The 18,870-nt window shown below is 57.6% G+C and carries 15 protein-coding genes; 7 read left to right on the top strand and 8 right to left on the bottom strand.

From position 1 onward, the window contains the following. Positions 1–249: 249 nt before the first annotated feature. Positions 250–1,758 (top strand): 4-alpha-glucanotransferase, encoded by a 1,509-nt coding sequence (gene malQ, locus ACQ4N7_RS09755; protein WP_430711417.1) that lies wholly within the window; start codon positions 250–252, stop codon positions 1,756–1,758. A 376-nt stretch (positions 1,759–2,134) separates the two neighbouring features. On the opposite strand, the gene ACQ4N7_RS09760 is transcribed toward malQ, so the two are convergent. Continuing rightward, positions 2,135–2,971 (bottom strand): lysophospholipid acyltransferase family protein, encoded by an 837-nt coding sequence (locus tag ACQ4N7_RS09760; protein WP_430711418.1) that lies wholly within the window; start codon positions 2,969–2,971, stop codon positions 2,135–2,137. Positions 2,972–3,174: 203 nt separating this feature from the next. Here ACQ4N7_RS09760 and ACQ4N7_RS09765 point away from each other — a divergent pair, with 203 nt between their 5' ends. Beyond that, entirely contained in the window at positions 3,175–4,371 is a 1,197-nt protein-coding gene (locus ACQ4N7_RS09765) for a sensor histidine kinase (RefSeq protein WP_430711419.1), read from the top strand. A gap of 107 nt (positions 4,372–4,478) precedes the next feature. Here ACQ4N7_RS09765 and ACQ4N7_RS09770 read toward each other — a convergent pair whose 3' ends face one another. The 5 genes from ACQ4N7_RS09770 to ACQ4N7_RS09790 form a co-directional block, all read right to left on the bottom strand. Further along, entirely contained in the window at positions 4,479–6,122 is a 1,644-nt protein-coding gene (locus ACQ4N7_RS09770) for an alpha-amylase family protein (RefSeq protein ID WP_430711420.1), read from the bottom strand. A gap of 200 nt (positions 6,123–6,322) precedes the next feature. Beyond that, complete coding sequence (locus ACQ4N7_RS09775) at positions 6,323–7,393, bottom strand: 3-deoxy-7-phosphoheptulonate synthase (RefSeq protein ID WP_430711421.1); 1,071 nt, start codon at positions 7,391–7,393, stop codon at positions 6,323–6,325. Between the two features lie 100 nt (positions 7,394–7,493). Further along, complete coding sequence (locus ACQ4N7_RS09780) at positions 7,494–7,991, bottom strand: GNAT family N-acetyltransferase (protein ID WP_430711422.1); 498 nt, start codon at positions 7,989–7,991, stop codon at positions 7,494–7,496. 260 nt (positions 7,992–8,251) lie between these two features. Then, positions 8,252–8,860, bottom strand: coding sequence for a CPBP family intramembrane glutamic endopeptidase (locus ACQ4N7_RS09785; protein WP_430711423.1), 609 nt, complete (start codon positions 8,858–8,860; stop codon positions 8,252–8,254). A gap of 186 nt (positions 8,861–9,046) precedes the next feature. Further along, positions 9,047–11,179 (bottom strand): PAS domain S-box protein, encoded by a 2,133-nt coding sequence (locus tag ACQ4N7_RS09790; protein ID WP_430711424.1) that lies wholly within the window; start codon positions 11,177–11,179, stop codon positions 9,047–9,049. Between the two features lie 284 nt (positions 11,180–11,463). Here ACQ4N7_RS09790 and ACQ4N7_RS09795 point away from each other — a divergent pair, with 284 nt between their 5' ends. Then, a complete protein-coding gene (locus ACQ4N7_RS09795) occupies positions 11,464–12,180 on the top strand; it encodes a response regulator (RefSeq protein ID WP_430711425.1) in 717 nt (238 codons plus the stop codon). A gap of 135 nt (positions 12,181–12,315) precedes the next feature. Next, positions 12,316–12,717, top strand: a complete 402-nt coding sequence (locus ACQ4N7_RS09800; protein ID WP_430711426.1) for a DUF2294 domain-containing protein — start codon at positions 12,316–12,318, stop codon at positions 12,715–12,717. Between the two features lie 189 nt (positions 12,718–12,906). Here ACQ4N7_RS09800 and ACQ4N7_RS09805 read toward each other — a convergent pair whose 3' ends face one another. Further along, positions 12,907–13,287, bottom strand: coding sequence for a response regulator (locus tag ACQ4N7_RS09805; protein ID WP_430711427.1), 381 nt, complete (start codon positions 13,285–13,287; stop codon positions 12,907–12,909). 772 nt (positions 13,288–14,059) lie between these two features. Between ACQ4N7_RS09805 and ACQ4N7_RS09810 the strand changes: the two genes are divergently transcribed. Together ACQ4N7_RS09810 and ACQ4N7_RS09815 are read left to right on the top strand one after the other, a co-directional pair. Further along, a complete protein-coding gene (locus ACQ4N7_RS09810; protein WP_430711428.1) occupies positions 14,060–15,544 on the top strand; it encodes a TldD/PmbA family protein in 1,485 nt (494 codons plus the stop codon). A 358-nt stretch (positions 15,545–15,902) separates the two neighbouring features. After that, a complete protein-coding gene (locus ACQ4N7_RS09815; RefSeq protein WP_430711429.1) occupies positions 15,903–17,246 on the top strand; it encodes a TldD/PmbA family protein in 1,344 nt (447 codons plus the stop codon). Here ACQ4N7_RS09815 and ACQ4N7_RS09820 read toward each other — a convergent pair. Next, positions 17,230–17,805 carry a hypothetical protein gene (locus ACQ4N7_RS09820; protein ID WP_430711430.1) on the bottom strand — a complete coding sequence of 192 codons (576 nt, stop codon included), beginning with the start codon at positions 17,803–17,805 and terminating at the stop codon, positions 17,230–17,232. The two genes, ACQ4N7_RS09815 and ACQ4N7_RS09820, sit on opposite strands and share 17 nt — an antisense overlap. A gap of 47 nt (positions 17,806–17,852) precedes the next feature. Between ACQ4N7_RS09820 and ACQ4N7_RS09825 the strand changes: the two genes are divergently transcribed. Next, entirely contained in the window at positions 17,853–18,842 is a 990-nt protein-coding gene (locus ACQ4N7_RS09825) for a hypothetical protein (RefSeq protein ID WP_430711431.1), read from the top strand. Positions 18,843–18,870 lie beyond the last annotated feature (28 nt).

The following is an 18,870-nucleotide window of genomic DNA, read 5'->3' on the forward strand; positions in this document are numbered from 1 at the left end:
CGAAAATCGTTCTAACTCCTCCTCAGGAAAGGGGGTTAAGGAAAATCGACAGCCATACCTTAGGGGGGATGCCTGCGGCTAGCATTCTCTTTTATGACTAATACTGCCAATTCTTTGGCGATCGCTGTTGTCAGTTCTGCGGGGCGACATTTCTAGAACCGTTTTGTTTCGTCTTGAATGTGAGTCGCCAAACTGGCTCTAAAGCTCAGCAGCAGTTCGGCAATTAACCCAACCCAGTAGCAAATTCGTATGAGTTTTCAACGTGCCAGTGGTGTTTTACTGCATCCCACCTCTTTACCGGGCCGCTTTGGCATTGGCGATTTAGGGCAGGCCGCCTATGCCTTTGTCGATTTTTTGGCCAGAAGTGGACAAACGCTGTGGCAGGTTTTGCCGCTGGGGCCGACTGGCTACGAACACTCGCCCTACATCATGAACTTCAGCACCTTTGCGGGCAACCCGCTGCTGATCGATCTAGAGCAGCTGGCCGCCGAGGGACTGCTGGAGGCCACCGAGCTCACGCCCTTGACCGATGTAGACCCTGAAAAGGTCGATTTTGACAAAGTTATTCCCCACAAAACCCACTTTCTGAAGCTGGCCCACGATCGCTTTCTGAGCAATCAGTCGTCCGATCAGCAGGCCAAACTGGAGCAATTTTGCCAGGAGCAGGCCTCGTGGCTGGACGATTTTGTGCTGTTTATGGCCCTGCTAGAGGCCAACGAGGGCAAAAGCTGGAATCACTGGGAACCTGCGATCGCCCGCCGCGAACCCGAGGCCCTACAAGCTCAGCGCGAAGCGTTAAAAGACAGCATTCAATATCACCAGTTCTTGCAGTTTAAGTTCTTTGAGCAGTGGCAAAACCTGCGCCAGTACGCCAACGACAAAAACATTAAAATCGTGGGCGACATTTCCATTTACGTGTGCCACAACAGCTCGGATGTGTGGGCCGACCCGGAAATCTTTAAGCTCAACCCCGACACCTTTGAACCCGCTTTTATCGCTGGCGTACCGCCCGATTACTTCAGTGCCACCGGGCAGCTCTGGGGCAACCCGGTCTACAACTGGGATCAGATCGAAAAAACCAGCTTTGCCTGGTGGATCAAGCGCTTTCAGGTGACGTTGCAGTACGTCGATATCGTGCGCGTTGACCATTTTCGCGGCTTTGAAGCCTACTGGCAGGTGCCCGCTGGCGAAGAAACCGCCATCAACGGCGAATGGATTGAAGCGCCCGGTGAGCGATTTTTTACCGCCTTAGAAAAAGCGCTGGGAACGCTGCCGATCATGGCCGAAGATCTGGGCATTATTACGCCCGAAGTGGAAGCTCTGCGCGATCGCTTTGACTTTCCGGGCATGCGAATTTTAATGTTTGCCTTTGGCGAAGATCCCGACAATCCTTACCTGCCGCACAACTACACGCGCAACACCGTGGTCTACCCCGGCACCCACGACAACGACACCATCATTGGCTGGTGGCAGCAGGCCAGCGACAGCGAAAAACAGTTTCTGGCCCGCTACGCTGGCTACGCCTCGCCCGAATCGATTGAGGCGATCAACTGGTTATTTATTCGCATGGCGCTGTCGTCGGTGGCCGATCTGGCCGTCATCGCCCTGCAAGATTTGTTAGACCTAGACGGTCGCGCCCGCATGAACGACCCCAGCCGCAACGACGGCAACTGGCGCTGGCGCTACCGCAGCTCTACCCTGCTGACCCAGGCGCTCAGCGATCGCCTGCTGGCGATGACTCAGCTCTACAGCCGCTAGTCGTTCACCGCCGCCGATTTGAGGTAACGTCTGGAAAACAATTTCCTCAGTGGCGGGCACTACCCACCCAGCCCTGTCAAGGTGGTCTAAAAAAAGATTTTGTTCCATCGAACCGCCGAAAACTCGATTTGGCATAGGGTGTGTTTCCGGCCCCAGACTTACTCTGCGTTCGTGCAAAATCCCTGCCCTGGCCGGAACGCACCGCTTACGTCAAGCGAGCCTCTCGATACCGTAAGCGGTGCGTTTCGGCTCAAAGGTTCAGTCTGGGAGGCTTCGCGCAGGTTAAGGCCGATAACGCACCCTACGCTTGGAGCAGAGCTTGGCAAAAAGCTCACCTTGACAGGGGTGGCAGTGCCCACCCTACGGCTGGCTAGGGTTAGGATGCAGATCGCTTGCTGTGCTTGGCGATCAGATCGTTGAGGTCTTGCTGCATCTGGTCTCGAACGCGGCGGTAGCAGGCCTCAACGTAGGGGCGATCGCGGGCGGCCTCGGCTCCGTAGCGCTCAAAGTAGATGGGTGCGCCAATGTGGGTCGCGATCGGTCGGGGCCAGGGAATATTGGGCACGGGGCCAAAGGCGATGCCCCAGGGCAGCCCCAAATACACCGGAAAAACCTCCGGGTCAATGCCCAAAAACCAGGGCATACCCCAGTCGTGCAGCTGCTGCATGAGGGGGTAAATATCGGCTAAGACCAGCAGCGTGTCGTGGGCACCCCAGGAGACCACCGGCACGATCGGCAGCTGGCGCTCTAGAGCAATTTTGACAAAGCCCTTGCGATCGCTCAGGTGAATGCGATCGCGCTGGCTAAAGGGGCGAAAGATATCTTGAGCACCACCGGGGTAGACCAAAAGGCTGGCCCTGCGATCGAGGGCGGCCAGGGCCACCTTTGGATGCGCCGCGATCGCCCCAGCTCGTTCTGCCAGATTGGCCAACGGCGGAGCGGCCTGCCACACCTTGGGGTGCATAAGGCCATAGACGGGGCGATCGGGGCCAAAGCGCCTGACCCAGTCGTAGATCATCATGAACATATCGGGGGCCGCCAGACCCCCATTGTGGGAGCCAACCAGCATCACCTGACCGTCAGGAATCTGCTCCCACCCCTCGGTTTGAACGTGGAAATAGTGCTCGTACAACCAGCCCCACAGCGGCTGAAAAGCTTCAACAAAGTGAGGATCGCGGCGATCTAATGACCAGCCTGGACGATGGATCGCCATAGAGCCGTAAACTTTCATCTAAAAGGCATTTTCAACCATACTCCAGAGATGTACTGGCAGCCCGAATTGATTCATGTCTGTAGGCGAAACCCTCATAAATTGAGAACCGTTCTATGCCTTTTACTAGATGCCTGGGCCGATTGCCGTAGGGTAGCGTGGGGGCGCTTGCCTAAGCTTGGCACCTCACCTCGGCATGTATGAAGATGGACTTCAGCACAATTCTGAATCAAAAGCGCGACACAATTATTGATTTGTGGATTGGTGCAGTTTTTGAAGACCAGCAAATTGAGGCCACTAACGAATTAACCTTTAACGCCGTGCGCGATAGTCTGCCTAGGGTGCTAGAGTCTCTTGCTGATATGCTGGCCCATAGCAATCCAGAAAATTATCAGGTTATTGATGAGGCCAGTTTAGAACATGGTTTAATTCGAGCCGAGCAAGGGTTTGAACCGGCAGAAATTGCGCGAGAATACCGCCTGCTGCGATCGGTGATTTTTGAGGAGTTAGAAACAGATTTGGTGCAGGCGTCCCCCAAAGATGTGCTGTGGGCAACGCGGCTGATCAATTCAGTGGTAGATGAGGCGATCGCTCGCTGCTTTGATAGCTACACCCAAAGCCGTATGGAGGAGTTAAACAAACTCAGAACTCAAATGCAGCTCACCAACCAGGAACTCACGCGCCTGGTGCGGGCTAGCCACGACAATATGTCGAAGCTGACCCACGAACTCAAAACGCCACTCACCTCAATTATTGGCTATGCCGATTTGTTTCTGCGGCAGCAGCAGCAGGCAGACCTCAACGATTCTTATGCCCATTTAGAAAGTATTGAGCGAGTTCTGCGCAGCGGGCGACTCCTGCTGCGGCTGATTAACGATACGTTGCAGCTGCAGCAGGGCGACGGACAAATTAAGTTGAAGGTGGTTACTATCATCCCGCAAGATCTCATTCAGTCGGTGATAGAAATTGTCGAACCATTGGTGCGCGATAAAGGGCTAGAGCTGAAGGTAGACTGCGATCGCGCTCCTCAAACCGTGCAGACCGACCCCCTGCGGCTGCAGCAAATTATTACTAACCTTTTGAGCAACGCCATTCGCTACACCGAAAACGGCTTTGTCTCTATCTCTGCTGCAACCCTTGATCACAACCGCTGGTCAATTGTGGTTAGCGACAGCGGCATTGGCATTGCCCAGGCTGAGCAAAAATATATTTTTGAGCCCTACTACCGCATTCACCACGGCCCTACCGCCCCCACCGATCAGGGAACGGGGCTAGGTTTGGCGATTGTTTCACAACTGGTAGAGCTAATGCAGGGTGAAATTTTTGTATCGTCCATGGTTGAGAAAGGCTCGATATTTACGGTAGTCATGCCGATTGAGCAGCACGAGCCGAAGGAGAATTAGGTCTGCAAAAAATAGGGGCGATGGCCCTCTGGGCCGGTCTTCGACCATCGCAATTTTCAACGGCAAAATTCAGCCAGCGTTTCGCAGCAGTAGGCTTGCTAGCTTACCTAGAGATGAATGCTGCCTACCCGGAACCAGCGATACCCATAGCCTTCCAGTTGAACCTCACAAGACTCGTGTTGAACCGACTTATAGGGCTGGTCTCCTAAAAGATCGATCAGTGGTGTGGCCTTGTCGCTATTGAGCTTTAGCGCCACAACGCAGGCCTCTCTCGATAAGTTGTGAATAGCAATCACGGTGCCGTCTTTCCACTGGCAGCGATGAGCAAAGACAGTTGGACAGTCAGTTTCGATGATTTCCCAACTGCCCCAGCCAAATTCAGGGCACTCTTTACGCATCCGAATGGCGCGCTCCATCCAGTTGAGCAATGAATCAGAATCGCGTCGCTGGGCAATTACGTTGAGCTGCTGATAGCCGTAGGGGCCTTCGTCAATTACCGATCGCACCAGGTCTTCAGGGTCAGCGGTGGAAAAACCGCCGTTTTTGTGATCTGACCACTGCATAGGTGTGCGCAGGGCGTCTCGGGCTTCGAGTGACAGATCATCCCCCATGCCAATTTCTTCGCCGTAGAATAAAACTGGCGTACCGGGGAGGGTCAACATTAGACTATAGGCCAGGCGAATTCGCCGTGGATCGTTGTTGAGCAGCGGAGGAAAACGACGACGAATACCGCGATCGAATACCCAAACCTGTTCCTTATCCTGATTGAATCGCTGCAAAATTTCGTTTTGTTCTTCAGCCGAAAGCTTGTCTAAGGTCAGCTCATCGTGGTTTCGCACAAAGTAGGCCCACTGTCCAATCTCGGGCGGCTGAGGCTGTATTTTTAAGCCATTGATCAGGGGAGCGGCTTCTTCTCTGGCCATCGCTAGAGTAAAGGTCTGGTTGCCCATGAAGCTAAACAAAAGCTGCATGCGATCGCCGTTGCCAAAGTACTCGGCGATCGTATCCATCGGCTCGTTAACTTCGGCTAAAACGATCGCATCGCCTCGCCGCCAGGACAAAAATTCGCGAATTTCCCTCAGGAACAGCAGCGGATCTTTGGCTTCGTCAGTGTCTTTAATGCCTTCTAACTCAATCAAAAAGGGAACGGCATCGACTCGAAAGCCGGAGACTCCCATTTGCAGCCAAAAGCCCATCACTTTATAGATCTCTTCGCGCACCTGAGGGTTGGCGACGTTTAAATCTGCCTGATGCTCATAAAAGCGATGAAAATAATAGGCCCCAGCTTCGTCGTTATACGTCCAGGTACTGTCTTGATACCCTGGGAAAATGATACCCTCGTCTGCATTTTTGGGCTTTTCCTCAGCCCAAACATAGTAATCTCGGTACTTGGAGGTTTTGTCTTTGCAGGCCGTTTGAAACCACGGATGATCTATTGAGGTATGGTTTACCACCAAATCGACAATCACTCGCAAGCCACGCTGACCGGCTTGGCGGGTAAACTCAACAAAGTCACCTAATGTTCCTAACCGTTGATCAACGCTGTAGTAGTCGGTAATGTCGTAGCCGTTGTCTCGATTGGGGGATGGGTAAAACGGCATCAGCCAGATGCAGTTGACGCCCAAACCGGCAATATAATCAAGGCGATCGATTAATCCAACAAAGTCTCCTACCCCGTCGCCGTTTCCATCCATGTAAATTTCTACATCAAGGCAGTAGATAACGGCGTCTTTGTACCAAAGATCAAGCATGATCGCCTGCGATTAGGAGCCTAGCCATCCTACCGTTACGAGCCGCGACCCCAGCATCTATCAGCAGACACATTTGAGCCTAAGCAATCCATCAGATTGCCTTTTCAATTTGGTTTAAAGACTGAAGTATTGATCTGCCGTAGGGTGAGCACTGCCCACCAATTTTAATTCAGTTACATTTCACTCTATGAATGTCGAGCTTAGCCCAGCGGCGCGGCCTGCATTGAGGGCTCTACTGCGCTAGCCAGTTTCCGCAGCATGGCGGCGGTGGTGTCGAAGTCAACGCAGGCATCGGTAATGCTCTGGCCGTAGGTGAGCTGCCGCAGGTCGTCGGGGATGGGCTGGCTGCCCGCCTTGATGTGGCTCTCGATCATGACGCCGAGAATGTGGCGCGAGCCGTCGCGCACCTGGGCGGCGATATCGTCGAGCACGGCGGTCTGGCGGTTGTGGTCTTTGTTGGCATTGGCGTGGCTGCAGTCGACCATCATGCGGTGGTTGAGCTTGAGCTTGGCCATTTCGGCGGCGGCTTGGGCTACGTGATCGCCGCTAAAGTTGGGGCCGCCCTTGCCGCCGCGCAGCACCAGGTGGCCGTCGGGGTTGCCCGTGGTGGTGACAATGCTGGCCAGCCCGTGGTGGTTAATGCCCAAAAAGTGGTGGGGGCGGCTGGCGGCCACCATGGCGTTCATGGCAGCCTGTAGGCTGCCGTCGGTGCTGTTCTTAAAGCCGATGGGCATGGAGAGGCCAGAGGCCATTTCGCGGTGGGTTTGGCTCTCGGTGGTGCGAGCGCCGATCGCGGTCCAGGCAATCAGGTCGGCGATGTACTGCGGCGTTACCGGGTCGAGCAGCTCGGTGGCGGCGGGCAGCCCCAGCTGGGCCAGGTCGAGCAGCAGCTTGCGGGCCAGGCGCAGGCCGGTGTTGATGTCGTAGCTGCCGTCGAGGTGGGGGTCGTTGATCAGTCCCTTCCAGCCCACGTTGGTGCGGGGCTTTTCAAAGTAGACCCGCATGATAATTTCGAGCTGGCCTGAGAGCTCGTGACGCAGGTTGACCAGCTTTTGGCCGTACTCGTAGGCGGCATCGATGTCGTGCACCGAGCAGGGGCCAACAATCACCAGCAGGCGGCGATCTTCGTTGTAGAGAATGTGGCGAATGCGATCGCGGGCCTCGGCCACTAGCGTCGCGGCCTCAGCCGACATGGGAAACTCATGGTGCAGCAGCGCCGGGCTGACGAGGGGGCGAGTCTCAACAACGTGAAGATCCTGGGTTTGGTGCATTGAATTTGGCCTATGTAATGTGGGCTCCACCCCGGAGCCATGCCTACAAAATGGTAGCGTACCTTACTCCCTGCCAGGGTTAGACGACGATACCGGGTTCTTAACTAACCGTGATTTCAGTCAGCGCTTCGGGCCGCACCTCAGCCGGTGAGCCCAGGGGCGGCAGCATTTCGAACTCAGCGCTGTTGTAGAGCACCATCGTGGTTGAGGCGTTTTCTTCAAAACCGATGCGCTTGTAAAAGCCCTGCTGGTGGGTGGTCATCAGGTAGACGCGCTCGACCCGGCTCATGTGGGGGTGGGCGACCAGGGTTTCGACCAGTCGGCGACCCAGTCCGCCGCCTTGATAGTCGGGCGAAATCACTACATCCCAAATGGTGGCGCGAAATACGCCGTCGGAGGTGGCGCGGGCAAAGCCGATGAGCTGGTCGCCATCCCAGGCGGTAACAACGGGGTAGCTGTGGGCGATCGCGGTTTCCATATCGGCCCGAGTGCGATCTTTGGCCCAAAATGCCGCCGCCTGAAACAGACCCACCAGCTGGTTTAGATCCGCCGTAGAAAAGCGATCGGTGTACTTAAATTGAATAGCACTGCAATCCATCGACAACCTCTGTTTGCATCCCAAGTAGGGCTAAGGGTTAGCAGGAGTTAGCAGAGCAACGTCGAGGGTGCGCCCAGCGCCATGCTCTCTAGACAGAATAAACAGATTTTTTGGATAACGGTATACCGAAACCAGAATTCTGCTGATATTGCCAACAAGCCATGACAACTGTATGCAGAAGGGGGATGAGGTGTACGGTTCAAGGGATAAGGTTCAAGGTCTAGGGGTGCCCCTTAAACCCCATACCCTTTGACCCCAAATCATGCTGGGGTGCGCTGCTGGCGCAGCTTCCACACAACGCTAGAAACTAAATTAGTGACCGTGTGGGCCACAACGGGCACCAGCAGGTTGCCGGTCAGCACCGCCGCGATCGCCAGCACTAGGCCAATCGCCGTCGCCCACACCACGTAGGTCCACTGCTGCAAACTGCTCAGGTGCAGCACCCCAAAGCTAGCTGCCGACACCACAATGCCCAAAGCATTGAGCCCGATCGCGGGCAGCATGACCCCGCGAAACAGCAGTTCTTCGCTCAGCCCTGGCAGCAGCCCCAGCCAGATCAAATCGGGCCACTGAAGGGGCTGCAGCACCATGGCCAGGTAGGTGTCGGCGCTGTGGCGGTAGGCGGGCCACAGCCGATAAATAACGCCGCTGGCCAGGGTAATGGCCAGGCCCAGACCCAGGCCCAGCAGCCCGTCCTGCAGCGACAGCCGCAGCGGCAGCAGGCCCGCTGAGTCAAAATATAGCCAGGCTTTTGAGATCAGCAGCAGCACGACCGCCGTTACCCCCATCGCGGCCAGCACCTGCATCCGGGTCAGCGGTTCAAGGGGTGGATCTGGCTGCGGGTCGGGGGTGGCGGGCGGCTGGGTCACAATCGGTTAAGGCTTACGCAGGTAGGGCATTGCTATCTTAGCGGAGCGATCTGGGGGAACTCGTTTAATTTGGCAGTTTGGGGTCTGTTCAGCTTCAACTGTATCGGGGTGCCGCACGGCAATACTCCCCCTTTGGTATCGATTGCCAAGCGAAATTTTGTCAGTTGTATTCGCCAACAAACCGCTCTAGGCATCGCTTTGGTCTTGAGCGGGCGGGGTTTGGGTAAAGGGCCAGGTGAAGTAGAAGGTGGTGCCCTCGCCCACGGTAGAGGTGAGCCACACCCGCCCCTTTTCAGATTCGATAATTTTTTTCACCACGGCCAAACCCACGCCCGTGCTCTCAAAGTCATCGCGGGCCTTGAGGGTTTGAAAGATAGTGAAAATTTTGTCGTGGTACTGGGGGGCAATGCCGGGGCCGTCGTCGGCAACGGCAAATTCGAGCCACTTGCCCTGGTTCCGCCAGCTAATGCGCACGGTACCCTGGTCGCGGTGGTGGTGCTTGATGGCGTTGTTGATCAGGTTGGCAAACACCTGTCCTAGAGCGGTTTTGTGGCTGTAGAGCGTGGGCAAGTCAGTTGGAACGTCAACCATAAACGATTGGGGCGGGGCCAGAGAATCGACGACATTGCTCAGCAGCTCGTTGAGATCGATCGCCACAATGCTGCGCTGGCGGCGACCCACCCGCGAGTACTCCAGCAGGCCGTTGATCAGCGCCTCCATGCGATCTACCCGGCTGCGCAGCAGCTCTAGCTGGCGCTGATTCTCGGGCGGCAGCTGGTTGCCCAGGTCTTCGCCAATCCAGTCGGCCAGGTTAGAGATAGCGCGCAGGGGCGCTTTGAGATCGTGGGAAGCCACGTAGGCAAACTGGTCAAGCTCGGCGTTGCGCTGCTCCAGCATGGCGGTGGTGTGGGCCAGCACCAGGTTGGTATTGGCCATTTCGTCGGCTCGGTGCAGCAGCTCTTCGCGGGCGGCTTTGCGCTCCTCGATATCTTCAATGATGGCGATAAAAGCCGAGGGGCCATCGGCATCGTCGCTTTCAACCGAAACGGTGACCAGGGTCCACAGGGGGGTGCCGTCTTTGCGCAGGTAGCGCTTCTCAAACTGGCAGGGGGTTCGCTCAGTGAGCAACTGATGGTAGTAGTACTCATCCTGCAGCCTATCGCCCTCGTAAGTAATGGATTGGAAGGAGCGATCGATGATCTCCTCGGGCCGATAGCCCAAAATATCGCAAAACTTCTGGTTGACCTGTATCCAGTGCCCTTCCCAGTCGAGGCGGGCCATGCCCACTGCGGCCTGCTCAAACACGGCTCGAAAGCGCCTTTCGCTGGCCCGCAAGTCAAGCTCGGCCTGCTTGGCGGCGGTAATGTCTTGCAGCACTCCGACCATGCGCTGGCTGCGCCCGTCTTTAACATCCACCACGCGACCGTAGGCGCTGACCCAGCGCCAGGTGTTGTCGGGCCAGCGCAGGCGATACTGCCCGGCCAACTCGCCCTGATTGGCGATCGCCTCCTTGACCAGCCTGTCGATGGTGGGCAGGTCGTCGGGGTGCACCCGCTCGGTCCACACCTCTGCCGTCTGGGGTGTAGTGCCCACCTCCAGGCCCAGGATGCGCTCGACCTGGGGTGACCAGAGATGGGTGTCGCTCTCCAGCTGCCAGTCCCAGGAGCCCATCTGGGCCGCACTGAGGGCCAGATTCAGCCGTTCTGCGGTGTCTTGCAGCTCATCTTTGGCCTGTTGCAGCGTGGTGCGATCGCGTCGTTCTTGCTCCAGCAGGGTTTCAATCTGCTGCTTGGCTTCCTCCAGCTGGGCGGTGCGCTGCTGTACCCGCTCCTCCAGGGTTTGGTTGAGCTGTCTGACCTCAACCTCGGCGGCGCGCAGGCTGGCTTCGGCCTGCTTGCGATCGCTGATCTCGCTTTGCAGCGCCTGGTTCATATCCATCAGCTGGGTGAGGTTGGGTAGCGCCAGCGCCAGCGGCAGCCGGGGCACTAGCTCCAGCGCCGTATAGAGCGATATCAGTGCTGTCAGCCCCTTGACCGCTCCAGACACCCAGTAGGTCGGAAACCACAGCGTCCACACCTCCAGCAGGTGGGTGGCACCGCAGGCGGCAATAAACGCTGCAAATAGCCAAAACAGTGGCTTAAAGGGTACATCGGGCCGCCGTCGCACAAAGTAGACCAGCCCCGCCGCTATCGTCCAGTACGACAGCGCAATCAGGGCGTCAGATAACAGGTGCAGCCACACCAGCCCTGGTCGCCACAGGTAGCAGTGCCCGTGGGGAATAAATGGCCCCGACAGCAGAGACTGCCAGTATTCAACCATGGCACTATCCTTTCTCCGGTGAGTTTACTGGGATGAGTTTGACGGGGCGAGTTTGTAGAACGTAGTCACTGTGTATAGGGTGAAGGAGAGACAGGCGCGTTGTTAACCTTCCTGAAATACCACGTCCTTTGACCGCCCAGAGTCTATCCTTGGAAAGAGGCCAACGGCACAGTAGGTCAGCCCGAAGATACGTGCCACCCCTTTAGAGTTGGCGCATAATCAGAGGACCTCGGGCGCTAGCATAGCCCGTAGTTTTTTACAATGCCTCATTTAGGGGGCTACCTATGACAGATATTCGCATTGTATTGATTGAAGATCACGACCTTACCCGTTTAGGCCTCAAGGCGGCGCTCCAGCGAGTACCTGGTATGACCGTAGTGGGCGAAGCCGCCAATGGGGCGCGAGGCCTCAGCCTGCTCGAAACCGAACATCCCGACATTGCGATCGTGGATATCGGCCTGCCCGACATCGATGGCATCGAGCTGGTAGAGCGTCTGCGCCAGAGCCAGGGCGACCTCAATGAGAACCCCACCCGCGTGCTCATGCTGACCATGCACGACAGCGAAGCCGCCGTAATGGCCGCTTTCGCCGCCGGGGCAGACTCCTACTGTATGAAGCAAACCGAGCTAGACGACCTGATTGTGGCCGTTCGCGAAACCAACGAAGGCAACTCTTGGATTGACCCGGCGGTCGCCAGCGTGGTGCTGCGTCAGGTGCGCAAGACCCCGGCTGGGGCGATGGCGGCCAGCAACCGCACCGTCGCGATCGAGGCGGTCGAGCCTGAGTTTGAGCAAATTTTAGAATCGTACCCGCTGACCGAGCGCGAGCTCGAAATTCTGGAGCTGATTGTCGGCGGGTGCAGCAACGCTGAGATTGCTGAGCGCTCTTACATCACCGTGGGTACCGTCAAGACCCACGTGCGCAGCATTCTCAACAAGCTGGGGGTAGACGATCGCACCAAGGCCGCCGTGCGTGCCCTGCGATCGGGTCTGGTGACCTAGGGCTGCGCGACGGCTCTAGGGCTACTCAAATTTTAGTTAGCTGTGTCCTCTAGAGTCATGGTTAAATAATTTCACAACCGTTCATAACTCTCAAGAATTGACTTGCGATCGGTTGTCAAACCCCGAAGCACCCCTATGGACACCACCCCCTCTACTCTGTTACCTACGCTGGGTCAGCTTCAGCGTAGGCTGGCTCAGCAGTTTCAGCGGTTGTACCGCGAAAAGCTCAATCACACGCCTGGCAAAATCACCTGCCAAATTTTAGAAGAAAAGCTGTTGTTCGTGGTTGAAGACTCGGTCACCAAGCCTGAGCAGCTGCTGCTAGACGAAGGTCAATCGGAGCTGGCCGAACAGGTAAGAAACGATCTGGCGACAGCGTTGCGATCGCAAATCGTTGACATGGTTGAGGCCATTCTCGACCGCCAGGTGGTCGATGTTTTGACCGATGCTACCCTGGCCACCGGTCGCACCAGTGTGGTCATTATTCTGGCTGAGCCACCAGAGGCACGACCCGCTGCCAAAGACTCGTCGAGTTAAACCCAAAAGCCGGAAGATACAGCAAGTATCTTCCGGCTTTTGGGCTATGTATTTTTAGGGGTGACAATACAGCTCTGACACCGCGCCTGCACCTTTGGAGATGCAGATAGGGTCATTGCCAAAAACAGCTATAGGAGGAGAACCATTGCGCATGGGATTATGGCAGAGGCATCGCGGGCATCCTCAGCCCTAGGGCTGAACTGCCGGTTGAGGCACGCTGATGAACCGATTGATCAGATGCTCTAGCGGTTCAATCAAAAAAGGCTTGCTAATGTAGTCATTAAACCCTGCCGTCAAAATCTTTTGGCGATTTTCCTGACCGGCTAGCGCAGTGACCGCAACCACCGGAATGTCTCGGGTGTGCGTATCGGCCCGCAGCTGCTGAAGCAGGCTGTAGCCGTCTACCTGGGGTAGATGAATGTCCGACAAAATGAGCTGAGGATGGTGCTGTCGTGCTGCTACTAAGGCCGCCAGGCCATCAGCTACAAAACAAGTCTCGCACGACAGCTGCTCCAGGATGTAAGCCATCAGAGTGAGGCTATCTTCATCGTCGTCTACCACAAGCACCATGGGGGATTTGGAACGAGCAGCTAGTGAAACAGAGGCTGAGTTTTGCACCACCACAGGCGGAGTTCTCCATGTTGAAACCACGAAAGGCAGGGTTAGCGATTGCTTTACCTGTTAGAGAGGCATTCCGCCCGTGGTCAAAGAGCACGCGAAAGGATTGGCTGAAAGTGTAAGGTCTGCTGGACCGTGACCTGGAAGAGTCAAGCAACGTTTGGCAGAGCTAACAAAAGAAACTAGCAGAGCTAACAAAAGAAACTAGCAGAGCTAAGAAAGCGAAACTAGCAGAGCTAAGAAAGCGAAACTTTCTTTAGTTTTGCTTAATCTTCCGCCCATCTTAGCATAGCCTCTCTAGAGATGGAGGGAGAGGGCTGACTTAGAGCAACCTTCTTAATTTCTCTCTTCTACAGATGGTTTTTTCTGTAGAGAGTTACAGCGGTGCGGATGGGATTGCAGCCGTTGGGCAATGGGCAGACATGAAATGGTCCCTGCCCACTCTAGCGATTCTCGCAGCATAGGGTGAAGAGGGAGCAGCGGGATGTGCCTGCAACTACGGTTGGGTTAAAAATTTAGTCGCCAGCAAAAAAAACTGGTGGAGACATTGTTGCGGTGAGGCCGTGGCCTGGGCGATCGCGGTTCGTAGGTATTCGTAGGCATATATCTCCTCTGTCCTGCTTTCGCCGGGTCGGGCTTGTAAGCTCGCGTTTGTTCAGGGCGGGTTTGTTAGACTAGGGAAGTCCTACTGGCATTTCCCCTCACCCCACAAGGATTCTTTGGCATGACGGTTGCACCCTTACCGACTCCTTTAATTAAGACCAACGACCTGCTCCAGCGCGACTACTCGGCCCCCCGCGATCGCTTCGATGCCGCCTGGGAGGCCACTCTGTCTAGCCTGCTGGGTCTGGGCCGCTCTGCCGGGGCCGACTTTGTCGAATTTTTTCTGGAGCGTAACAACTACATCAGCTGTCAGGCCGAAGACGACGCCATTACCAGCCTCTCGCCGCGCCTGGTAACCGGGGCCGGGGTACGGGTGTTTGTGGGCAAGGCCGACTGCTACGTCAGCACCAACGACCTCACCTTTAACGGACTCAAGGCCGCCCTCGACCAGGCGCTGGCCATCATGGGGCTGTCTCTACCCGGCCCCCACGCCAACCTGGCCGAAATTAACCTAGAGCTGCTGCGCGATTACGCCACCGCCAAGGGCAAAGACGACTGGCTGGCCCAGTGCAGCTCAATGCAGGAAATGGGCGACGTGCTGCTGGCCGCCAACGCGGCCCTGGCCAACGATGCTAGCCACGTGCAGTCGCGCCGCGCCGTCTACTTCCGCGACTGGCAGGAGGTGCTGGTGGCCGCCAGCGACGGCACCTTTGCCCGCGACATTCGCCTCACCCAGTCGGTGGGCTACAACCTGCTCTGCGCCGACGGCGAGCACCGCTCCTCGATTGGCCAGCGGGCGGGCGACACCAGCGACCCGGCCTTTTTGCGCAACTGGGACTTTCGCTCGGCTTCGGCGGATGTAGCTGAGTCAGCAGGCAAAATGCTCTACGCCGACTACGTGGAGTCGGGTACCTACCCGGTGATCATGGCCAACAAGTTTGGCGGCGTGATCTTCCACGAGGCCTGCGGCCACCTGCTCGAAACCACTCAGATCGAGCGGGGCACTACCCCCTTCATCGACAAGAAGGGCCAGAAGATTGCCCACGAAAACCTCACCGCCTGGGATGAAGGGATTTCGCCCGACGCCTTTGGCACCATCGACATGGATGACGAGGGCATGCCCGCCCAGCGCACCCTGCTGATTGAGAACGGCGTGCTGAAGAACTTTTTGAGCGATCGCGCCGGGTCCATGCGCACGGGCCACCCCCGCACCGGCAGCGGTCGCCGCCAGGGCTTTACCTACGCCGCCGCCAGCCGCATGCGCAACACCTACATCGCCCCCGGCGACTACTCGCTGGATGAGCTATTTGCCTCCGTCGAAAAAGGCATCTACTGCAAGCAGATGGGCGGCGGCAGCGTCGGCCCCACCGGCCAGTTCAACTTTGCCGTCTCCGAAGCCTACCTGATCGAAAACGGCAAAGTTACCAAGCCCCTCAAGGGCGCAACGCTGATCGGCGAAGCCACCGAAATCATGGACAAAATCTCCATGTGCTCTAACGACCTGGATCTGGCGGCGGGCTTCTGCGGCTCGATCAGCGGCAGCATCTACGTCACCGTAGGGCAGCCGCACCTGAAGGTTGACTCGATTACCGTCGGCGGCCGGTAGGAGATGGTGAGGGAGATGGGGAAGGTGGGGAAGTAAACCTTCTGCTGGCGAACTGAACTCCCAGCAGGCTGTAGGTTGGGTGAAACGCAGTGGATCCCAACAGCCTCAACCCCTGGTTGGGTTTCGCTAGCACTCCACCCAACCTACTCCCCTTTCTCTGTGCCTGCTTTGGGATAGCTAATCTGCCATAGCCTTGTGGGATAGGCATCCTGCCTGTCCTAGATGGACAGCCGAGACGGCTATCCCACAAAAGGTAAAAGTTACACAAGACTTTGATTACTTCCCCACCTCCCCACCCTCCCCATCCCCTCATCCTCCCTATCTCACACTCCCCCACCCCATTACACCCCCACTCCCTATGCCCTCCATTCAAGACATTGCCGCGTACGCGGAATCTAGCGCCAAGAAACTCGGCATTTCCAAGTACGACGTCTACGGGTCTTCCGTGGATGAGACCAGCGTGCAGGTCGACAAGGGCGACCCGAAGCAGGTCAAGGCCTCAAATCGCTCCAGCGTGATTGTGCGGGTGTGGAACCCCGACGGCAAGGTGGGAGTGACCTCCACCAGCGATGTCGATCCGCTGGGGATGGATCTGGCCCTGCAAACCGCCCAGGAGGCCAGTGCCTTTGGCGTCAGCGACCACATCCCCGACTTTAGCCCCGAGTCGGTGGCCCCCACCGCCGATGTGCAGGTGGAGACGGTGTCCCCGGCCCCGGTGGGCGATTTGATTTCGACCCTGGTTGACGTGGAGAAGCAGCTGCTGGGGGCGCATCCGGCGATCGCCAGCGTGCCCTACAACGGCCTGGCCCAGCGCAGCATCGATCGCTTTTACCTCAACAGCGCTGGAGCCCTGCGCCACGAGGCCCGTTCCTATGCCTCGCTGTACCTGTACAGCAAGACCGAGCAGGAGGGCCGCAAACCGCGATCGGCCGGGGCCATGCGCGTGAACCGGGGTCTGCCCCTGCTCGATATTGAGGGCTGCCTCAAAGAAGCTGCCGAGAAAACCATCAGCCACCTCGACTACAACAAGGTGGCCTCGGGCAAGTATCGGGTGGTGTTCTCAGGCGAGGCGTTTTTGAGCCTGCTGGGCGCATTCTCGAATATGTACAATGCCCAGAGCGTGCTAGACAACCGCAGCCTGTCCAACAAGGACTCTCTGGGCAAGGTGGTAGCTTCGCCGCTGCTGTCGGTGTACGACGATGCTCTGCACCCTGAGAACGTCAGCGCCGAAACCTTTGACGGCGAGGGTACGCCCACCCGCCGGGTGCCAATTATCGAGCAGGGCGTGCTGACCCAGTTTTTGCACAGCGCCGGGACTGCCAAGCGCATGGGGGCCAGCCCCACGGGCCACGCCAGCATTGGCGCTAAGGTGTCGGTCAGCCCCAGCTACTACCACGTGCTGCCGGGAACCGAGGCCTCGACCGAGTTCAGCCTGGACAATGCCGAGAACGTGATCTTTATCGACGACTTGCAGGCGCTCCACGCTGGGGTAAATGCGCTCCAGGGCTCGTTCTCGCTGCCCTTCGACGGCTGGTTGGTGAACGGGGGCGAGCGCGTCAGCGTGGAGTCGGCCACGGTGGCGGGCGACTTCTGCGACCTGCTCAAGGCGATCGTGCATGTGGAACCCGAGGTCGAAATTACCCCCGGCGGCCTCTGCCCGCGCGTTTGGGTCGATGCCCTGTCGATTACTGGAGAAGGTTAGGGGCAACCCAGTTCTGCACGCCCTCCTGCACCAGGCCAATACCGACCTGCACCAGGGTAAAGCCCACCCCGGCCAGCAGCGTTGCCTTGACCAGGCCAATATTCAGCCCGGCTCGCACGGCGGCGATCGCCCCCAGCAGCGTCCACCCCGCTAGGGCTAGGGTAATGGGTCTTCCCAGCAGCGGAATTACCGTCAGCAGGTTGAGCATTTGGGGCGTATAGGCAAACCCCACTGGCACCAATAGTTCCCGGTAGGGGGGCACGGGCGGGGCCAGGTAGGCGTTGATCTTCCAGAGGCCGTAGGTCCACAGGTAGTACCCGGCAACCACACTGAGGCCGTTGATCAGCACACCCGCGACCAATTCTAGCAAGGATGGTTTGTAAAGTAGCAAAATGAGGCCACTGCCCAACCCGTGCGACAGGCCCGCCAGCACCACAATGCTGCGGGCATACTGTTTCGCGGCCGGGTACTGGTGGCTATGCTCATAAAAATCTTGGTTGAGGGTGAGGGCATCGGCCAGCACCTGTCTCAACCACCTGATAGAATGCCGCTGACCCATAGCTGTATCGTTGACTACCTGGCCCAGTCTACCGCTGGGCGCTGCCGATGAAGTCTTTCTTGCAAACTCTAATCGCGCGATCGCTGGGTGACACCAGCAAGCTGCTGACCGCCCTGGGACTATTCTTTTTGGCCTGGGGCACCATCGCGCCGATCAGCACCCTGTCGTGGTGGCTGCGCGACGGCAACCGGCTGGCCCAGCAGCGTCCTGAGCTGCCCCCAAGTGACATCGCGACAGGGTCAGGGCCACCGTGCTACCTGGTGTTTTTAGCCGGGGTGGGCAATGTGGCCGACGTCGATTTGGCCCCCGGCGAAGACGTCTTTTTGACCCAAATGGCGGCGGCGGTGCCCAACTGTGTGGTAGTGCGCCAGGTATTTCCCTACTCGGCGGTAAGCGATAACGTGGGCGGGCAGCCGTTCTTTCGCTGGGTGTGGCGGCTGAGCGAAAGAACCGGCGGCGAAGATGCGCCTGCCCGCATCGTGCTTAAGATTCGCAATCTGTGGCGCATGGCTCTCTCCGCCGACAGCCGCTACGGGCGGGCCTACAACCGGGGAGCTGCGGCCACCATTCTGGAGCGCATGGCTGCCACCGAGCCCGTTCCCCTGGAGGCTGACGAGCCGTTTCAGCTGGTGCTAGCGGGTACCAGCGGCGGTGTCCAGGTGGCCCTGGGAGCGGCCCCCTACCTGCAACAGTGGCTGCCAGTCGAAATTACGGTGCTCTCCTTTGGCGGTGTGTTTGACGGTCAGGTGGGTTTTACGGCGGTCGATCAGGTCTACCACTTCTACGGCCAGAATGACTGGATCGACAACCTGGGCCTGGTGCTCTTTCCCTCCCGCTGGGAGTGGACCGTGGGCTCAGCCTTTAACCAGGCCCAGCGGGAGGGGCGGTACGAGGCGATCGCGATCGGCCCCCACGCCCACGACGGCGATCGCGGCTACTTTGGCCAGGCCCTGGTAGGCGGTGAAGCCCCAGGCGATACCTACCTGGATCTGACTCTAGAGCAGATTAGGGCATTGCCCCTTTGGAATCAGTTTTGAGGTAATCCCTGCTAGACCAGTGCCGTTT

It is taken from the genome of Nodosilinea sp. AN01ver1 (assembly GCF_050565655.1).
Taxonomy (GTDB): Bacteria; Cyanobacteriota; Cyanobacteriia; order Phormidesmidales; family Phormidesmidaceae; genus Nodosilinea.